This is a genomic window from Dietzia sp. DQ11-44, assembly GCF_014145205.1.
Classification (GTDB): domain Bacteria; phylum Actinomycetota; class Actinomycetes; order Mycobacteriales; family Mycobacteriaceae; genus Dietzia; species Dietzia natronolimnaea.
In genome coordinates this window covers 1-6,957 of sequence record NZ_JAALEC010000748.1, presented here as the reverse complement: position 1 = coordinate 6,957, position 6,957 = coordinate 1, and the positions used below count along the sequence as shown (strand labels likewise).

Annotated in this window: 8 protein-coding genes; 6 read left to right on the top strand and 2 right to left on the bottom strand. The window is 66.1% G+C overall.

Going from position 1 to position 6,957, the window contains the following annotated elements; translation table 11 throughout:
- Positions 1-122: 122 nt before the first annotated feature.
- Positions 123-1,367 (bottom strand): alpha-D-ribose 1-methylphosphonate 5-triphosphate diphosphatase, encoded by a 1,245-nt coding sequence (locus G6018_RS16825; protein ID WP_020171046.1) that lies wholly within the window; start codon positions 1,365-1,367, stop codon positions 123-125.
- A 176-nt stretch (positions 1,368-1,543) separates the two neighbouring features.
- Here G6018_RS16825 and phnC point away from each other — a divergent pair, with 176 nt between their 5' ends.
- The 5 genes from phnC to G6018_RS16800 are packed head-to-tail and all read left to right on the top strand — an operon-like array spanning position 1,544 to position 5,925.
- Positions 1,544-2,341, top strand: a complete 798-nt coding sequence (phnC, locus tag G6018_RS16820) for a phosphonate ABC transporter ATP-binding protein (protein ID WP_182640254.1) — start codon at positions 1,544-1,546, stop codon at positions 2,339-2,341.
- 56 nt (positions 2,342-2,397) lie between these two features.
- Positions 2,398-3,306: a phosphate/phosphite/phosphonate ABC transporter substrate-binding protein gene (gene phnD, locus G6018_RS16815; protein ID WP_182640253.1), complete on the top strand. Its 909-nt coding sequence runs from the start codon at positions 2,398-2,400 to the stop codon at positions 3,304-3,306.
- Positions 3,307-3,362: 56 nt separating this feature from the next.
- Positions 3,363-4,139, top strand: a complete 777-nt coding sequence (phnE, locus tag G6018_RS16810) for a phosphonate ABC transporter, permease protein PhnE (protein WP_281254079.1) — start codon at positions 3,363-3,365, stop codon at positions 4,137-4,139.
- Positions 4,136-5,170: a phosphonate dehydrogenase gene (locus G6018_RS16805; RefSeq protein ID WP_182640252.1), complete on the top strand. Its 1,035-nt coding sequence runs from the start codon at positions 4,136-4,138 to the stop codon at positions 5,168-5,170. The genes phnE and G6018_RS16805 overlap by 4 nt, the downstream gene beginning before the upstream one ends.
- On the top strand, positions 5,167-5,925 hold the full coding sequence (locus G6018_RS16800; protein ID WP_182640251.1) for a GntR family transcriptional regulator: 759 nt from the start codon (positions 5,167-5,169) through the stop codon (positions 5,923-5,925). The genes G6018_RS16805 and G6018_RS16800 overlap by 4 nt, the downstream gene beginning before the upstream one ends.
- 113 nt (positions 5,926-6,038) lie before the next feature.
- Here the strand turns inward: G6018_RS16800 and G6018_RS16795 are convergent, their stop codons facing one another.
- Positions 6,039-6,428, bottom strand: coding sequence for an alpha/beta hydrolase (locus tag G6018_RS16795; RefSeq protein WP_182640250.1), 390 nt, complete (start codon positions 6,426-6,428; stop codon positions 6,039-6,041).
- Between the two features lie 139 nt (positions 6,429-6,567).
- Between G6018_RS16795 and G6018_RS16790 the strand changes: the two genes are divergently transcribed.
- Positions 6,568-6,957: transposase (locus G6018_RS16790; protein WP_182640249.1), on the top strand; the 390-nt coding region annotated here is incomplete at its 3' end.

Genomic DNA, 6,957 nt, shown 5'->3' with positions numbered 1-6,957 from the left:
GAACGCGAACAGCAGCGCCTGCGTGACGATGTGGCGGTTCACGGCGCACCCCTATCCGCCGGACTGGTGTGAGACAGCCGAAGCGGTGACAGTCCTCGTGGCCTACTGCCGCTGAATCCGAGCTACTCGCGGGCAGCGGTATGCGACTGAGTCGAAATGACGTGGGCGACGGGCCAAGTCTTGCTGAGGTCAGTCAGGACGAGGTCGGCTCGGAAGCCTTCGGTCAGCGCGCCACGGTCGCAGAGACCGACACAGGCGGCCGGGCCTGAGGTGATCAGTCGAACGGCGTGTGGGAGTGAGAGGACGCCGTCGCGCACAAGTCGCACTGCGGCTGGGAGCATAGAGGAGGGAAGGTAGTCACTGGCCAGGGAGTCGGCCACACCGGCGACGACGAGCTCGGCTGCCGAGACGTTCCCGGTGTGGGAGCCGCCACGGACGACGTTCGGGGCGCCAGCAACGACGAGCATGCCTCGGTCGCGGGCGGCACGGGCGGCGTCCAGGGTCGTTGGGAACTCCGCCACGGTGCAGCCGCGGTCGGCGGCAGCCGCGACGTCTTCCGGGGTGGCCAGGTCGTGGCCGAAGAGCCGGATGTGTCCGGCTCGGGCCAGGTCGCCCAGCCACGTGAGGGCGCGGTCTCGCACGGTGAGACGTTCGGCGCGGGTGCGACGCCACCGATCGACGTGGTCGACCGCAGCGGCCTCGGTCATACCCTCGTTGGTGATCAGCCACCGCTGCATGGTCGTGGGGTCGGCGAACTGCCCCTGCCCCGGTGTGTGGTCCTCGTGCGAGACGATCGGCACCCGTGCGCGTTGGGAATCATCCGGTGTGGTGATGCTCCGAAGCCTTTCAGAATCCGCGGAGTCGTCGAGTGCGGCCAGCTCCGTTGCGAGCAGCGTCCGGCCGTACTCGCAGCGGGCGTCCAACCGGTGCAAGACCTGGTGGTCGACCTGGGTGTCGTCGGCATGACGCAGCGAATCGGACAATTCTGCGGCAGCGGGGGAACCGATCGTCGTTCCCACGATGGAGTGCTCCTGGAATGCAAGGCCGTGGAAGGCGGTCGTGATTCCTGCCGCGCGTAGACGGCCGCCCGCCGACGTCAGTGCGAAGGCAGGGTCTAGGACGACGCCCGGTCGCGGCCGGGTCTCCCGCGCGAGGATGTCGGTGTGGACGTCGACCAGGCCCGGCAGCAAGTGGGCGCCGTGGGCGTCCAGGGTGCAGCCGGCACCCGGCGGGTGTGGGCCCACCTCGGCGATCCGACCCTCGCGCACCACCACTCTTGCGTTGTCCTCCACCCGATCGGGTAGCACCGCTGTGACGTGGCCGATCACGAAATCTGTCGGCGGCCAGCACGAGTTTCCGAAGGTCATGACGACACATTCTGACAGGGCCCTATGGCCGTCGCATGAACGCGGAAGTCATCGGTCGTTCACCGGCATCGGATGGTCGGACGGGGTTCACTCACCGTTCTCTCAACCCTGATCGTCCGTTCGCAAGTCCTCTATAGGTTTCGGGGTGTTCGACCAAGTCCTACAGAGGGGTTTCCATGATCGAGCTCGTCGAGGTGAGCAAGACCTACAAGGGGGGCGTGCAGGCGCTGCGCCGAACCAACCTGACGATCGAGGCCGGGCAGGTGACCGTGCTGCTCGGTCCTTCGGGAGCCGGCAAATCGACACTGCTGCGGTGCATAAACCTGCTCGTGCAGCCCACCACCGGGACTGTGCGTGCCGCCGGTCTCCCGGCACTGGACTCGCGCCGTGCATTACGACGGCATCGCCGGCGCACTGGCATGGTTTTCCAGCACCACCAGTTGGTCCCGCGGTACACCGCGCTGCGCAACGTACTGCTCGGCCGAGTCGGCTACCACAGTTTCTGGCACGGTCTCCTGCCCGCTGGTCGCGCCGACGAGCGCATCGCCCTCGAGGCGCTCGACCAGGTGGGTCTGCTCGACAACGCGCTCACCCGGGTCGACAATCTCAGCGGCGGCATGCAGCAGCGCGTCGGCATCGCCCGCGCACTCGCCCAACAGCCGCAACTGATCCTCGCCGACGAACCGGTTGCCAGCCTCGACCCGGCCACCGCAGTCCGAGTGATGGCGCTGTTGCGCCGTGTCTGTCACGACAACGGCATCACACTCGTCGCCAGCCTCCACCAAGTCGACCTGGCCCTTGAGCACGCCGACCGCATCGTCGGCCTCGCACACGGCGAGATCGTGCATGACAGCCCCGTGTCCGATGTCACCGATGACGCCATCCAACTCATCTACGAAGGCGTCACTGAGGAATCCGACGGCGACACCGTCGCCAGTACTGTCACCGGCCACCTCACTGCTGGTGTCCGCTGACCGGACGCTGCTCGCACCACCCGAATCACACTCACCACATCCTGGAGTTCTTCACAATGATTAGACCAGCCCGTTCCACAGCTGCCGCACTGGCGGCGCTGATCTCTTTCGCGCTTGTTCTCACCGGCTGCGGCTCCGGTTCCACCTCCGAGCCTGCCGCCGGCGAGGTGCCTGAGACCCTCCGCGTGGCCCTGCTGCCCGACGAGAACGCGTCTCAAGTGATCCAGGACAACGAACCGCTCAAGGAATACCTACAGGACGAGTTGGGCGTCGAGGTCGAACTCATCGTCACCACCGACTACTCCTCGATGATCGAGGCGATGACCCGCGGCCGGTTGGACCTGGCCTACTTCGGGCCATTGTCCTACGTGCTCGCCCAGGAGAAGGCCGACATCGAGCCCTTCGCCGCGCTGCAGGAGGAAGAAGGCGCTGCCCCTACTTACCAAGGGGTGTTTCTCGCTAATGCCGACTCCGGCATCACCACACTCGGCGACGTCGCTGGCAAGACCGTCGCGTGGGGAGACCCGGCCAGCACCTCCAGCCACCTGATACCCAAGGCCATGCTCGCAGAGGAAGCGGGCCTGCGCGTCGACGACGGCGATTACGAAGAACAGCACGTCGGCGCCCACGACGCGGTGGCGCTGGCAGTGCAGAACGGCAACGCCGACGCGGGCGGCATGAGCCTGCCCATCTACGAGCGCATGGTCCGAGACGGGACCATCGACCCTGAGGTGGTCGTGACCGTCCAGGAGTCCGAGCCCTACTACAACTACCCGTGGACTATGCAGACGAACCTGCCCGAGGACTTCAAGGCAAAAGTGCGGGCGGCGTTCTTAGAACTCGACGACGATGCCGTGCTCGAGCCGTTCAACGCCGCCGGTTTCGGACCGGTGACCGATCAAGACTACGACGCGGTGCGCGACCTTGCGCCCCTGCTGGACATCGACCTGGCGGACTACCAGTGACCGCCGACACTTTGCCGGACCCCGTCGAGGAACGGCGGGAAGAACAGTACCGGGACATCTCCCGTCGGGTGTGGATTGGCTGGGGGCGCAACAGCGCGGCCATGGGCGTCGTCGGCGTCCTGGTGCTGGTGTGCGTCTGGGCGGTGGGACTACTCGACGGCGAACGGATGATCACCGGACTGGCCGACATCGCCGACCTCCTGGGCGACATGTGGCCCCCGGACTTCACCAACATCAACCGGTGGTGGGGCCCACTGTGGGATTCGATGTCGATGAGTATCGCGGCCACCGCACTGGCGGTCCTGCTGTCGGTCCCACTCGCGCTGCTCGGGGCCCGTAACACCTCCCCGCACCCCACCGTCTACGCGGTCGCGCGCCTGGTCCTCAACACCCTGCGATCGGTGCCCGAGCTGATCATGGCGATCGTGTTCGTCGCCGCCGTCGGCTTCGGCGCCCTTCCCGGCGCCCTGGCACTGGGTATCCACTCCGCCGGCATGGTCGGAAAGTTCTTCGCCGACTCCATCGAACGCGCCGATCAAGCATCCGTCGAGGTCGCCCGCGCCGCCGGAGCCACCCGGGCACAAGTGATTCTGCACGGCATCCTGCCGCAGGTACTGCCCCAAATGGCCGACGTCACCGTCTACCGGTGGGAGCTCAACTTCCGCGCCTCGGTAGTCGTCGGCGTCGTCGGCGCCGGCGGCATCGGATTCGAGCTGATCGCCGCCCTCCGCACCCTCCAGTACCAGGAAGTCTCCGCAATCCTGCTCGTCATCCTCGCCACCGTCACCGTGGTCGACGCCCTCGGCGGAGCATTACGAAGAAGGTTCCAATGACAAACGCGTCCGCGCGCCCGGTGGTCGTCCTCACCCACCGGGTGCATCCCCAAATCCTCGACATGCTCGGCCGCGAGTGCGACGTGGTGCCGAACCAGCAAGACGACAGCCTCCCGGCATCCGAACTGAAACGCCGAGTAGCACACGCCGACGGGCTGATGGCGTTCATGCCCGACCAGATCACCGCGCAGTTTCTCGACGGTTGCCCGCGACTGCAGGTGGTCGCCGGCGCACTCAAGGGCTACGACAACATCGACGTTAGCGCCTGCACCGAGCGCGGCATCTGGCTCACCCGAGTCGAGGACTTACTCACCGAACCCACCGCCGAATTGGCAGTCGGGCTGCTGATCGGCCTCGCTCGACACGTCGCGACCGGTGACCGCACCGTGCGAGCCGGTTTCCGCGGCTGGCGGCCGGTGCTCTACGGACGCACACTCGTCGGCTCCACGATCGGCATCGTGGGCGCCGGCGTACTCGGCCGGGCCGTGGCGCAAATGCTCTCCGGATTCAATCCCCGACTTCTCTACCACGACCCCGATCCGGTGCCGTCCGCAACCGCGGCGTCGATCGGTATGGAACGGGTGGAACTCGCCGAGCTTCTGCAGCACAGCGACTCCGTGGTGGTCTGCGCCCCCCTGACGGCGGACACACTGCACCTGCTCGACCACCAGGCGATGACATCGATGCGACCCGGAGCGCTACTGGTAAACGTCGGACGAGGCTCAGTAGTACACGAAGACGCAGTGGCCCAGCTCCTGCGCAGCGGACACCTCGGCGGATATGCCGCAGACGTGTTCGAATTCGAGGACCTCTCCCGACCCGACCGCCCCAGCGGCCTGCACCCGGACCTGATGGAACTGACGAGCCATACCCTCTTCACCCCGCACCTCGGATCTGCGGTCGCGACGGCACGCTTGGCGATCGAGGAACACGCGGCGAGATCCATCCTGCAATCACTCGCGGGAAAAGTGCCCGACGGAGCCGTCAACGACCCGCGGAAACCGTCGACCTCCTCCGTTCCCGCAGTATGATCACGCCCATCAGCGACGCCGCACCCACCAAAACCAGTCCTCGGGTACCGGTGTACCTCGCCGCCGCCGACGCACTCGCCGAGCAGATCGCCAACCAGCCCGTCGGCACCCGGCTCCCCTCAGAAGACGAACTAGCCCGCACCCTGGGGGTCAGCCGGCTCACCGCCCGAGCCGTGCTGACCGAGCTGGAGAGGCGCTATCTCGTGCGCCGTCGGCAGGGCAGCGGCACCTTCATGTCCCGACGCATCGACTACACCATCAGTCGACACATCCCACCGTCCTGGAGCGCAAGCGTCCGCAAAGCCGGATTCACCCCAGACGTTCGCACCACCGGATGGCGACTCGAGACCCCACCCACCGAGGTCCGTGGCCGCATGAAAGTGGGAGCACGCAGACAACTGCTCGCACTCTCCCGTAACCGATACATCAACCACGAGCTCGTCGGCTACGCAGACACCTACCTCGACCCCCAACTCGTCCCCGATCTACCCCAGATCCTCGACCCTGCCGGCTCATTGCACGACACCCTGGCCAGCCACTACAAACTGGAACCCGAGCGCGGATGGTTCGGCGTCGCCATCGACCCGGCGCCACCCCACGTCGCCGAGCACCTCGAACTGAGCGGCCGCCCACCGGTCATCTCAATTCGGTCCCGCACCGATGCCGCCGCACGCAACCACCACCCCGTGGAACTCACGATCTCCTGGCTTCGAGCCGACGTATTCCGAGTCGAGGTCGACTTCGACACCACCTAATCAGGACGACAAACCCATCGCCCGCCCCGAATAACCGCAGTCACCAGGGGACTGCGGCCCCGGAAGGGCCGTCTTGTTTCTTGGAAGGTCGAGGGCGGAGATGCATGGTTGCTTCACGTCCACCGTTCGACGAATGCACGCACAGCGGTGTTGGCGATGTCGGGGTGTGATGCGGTCAGAAAGTGCTGCCCGCCGTCAACGATCTGGAGTTCGGCTGATGGAGATTGCGTGAACTGTGAAATTCCATGCTCGGCGTTGGCGACGGAGTACACCTGGTCGGCGGTGCCTTGCAGCCACAACACTGGGCATTTCACTTCGTTGAGGCGTGCCTCGAGGCCATCCCGGTCGCGGAGATTGATCGTGCTCGTCCGGAGTCGGCGCCGGCCCTCGTCTCCGGTGTAGTTGGCGCGGTAGGTTTTCAGCCAGAAGTTCCGTTCTTCGTCGGAGACATTCTCGCCGAAGCCGGCGCCAAGGACGGCGATAACGAAATCGTCGTCTACCACCCAGTCGTCACTGACTGGCGCCGATAGTGCATCGATGGATGGGCTGCAGAATTCTGACCCGTCCCTATCCGCCAGACTGAGGTGAGACACCCGGACTGGCTGGATGAGAGGCTGGGGCGCGACTGAAGGAGAACCCAGCATGACGATCACTGCTACCACTGCTGCGGCCGTGGAGGCCTTGCAGCCGACGCCGGTGCCGGCACAGGAGACGGTGGAATCCCCGCGGGCCGGGCGGCCGGCGCGGCGGACGTTCACCGCCGAGTACAAGCGGCGGATCGTCGCCGAGTACGACCAGGCCCCGGCCGGTGAGAAAGGCCGGGTGCTGCGGCGTGAGGGACTCTACGATTCCAGCGTCAAACAGTGGCGGGCCCAGATCGAAGCCGGAACACTGGGCAGGGTGTCCAAGAAGAAGCCTCGGGAGGGCCTGTCGCCGGAACAGGCGCGCATCGCCGAACTGGAAAAGCAGATCGGCAAGCTCGAGACGGACGCGGCCCGAAAGGACGAGGTCATCGCTGATCGTGACGCCGCT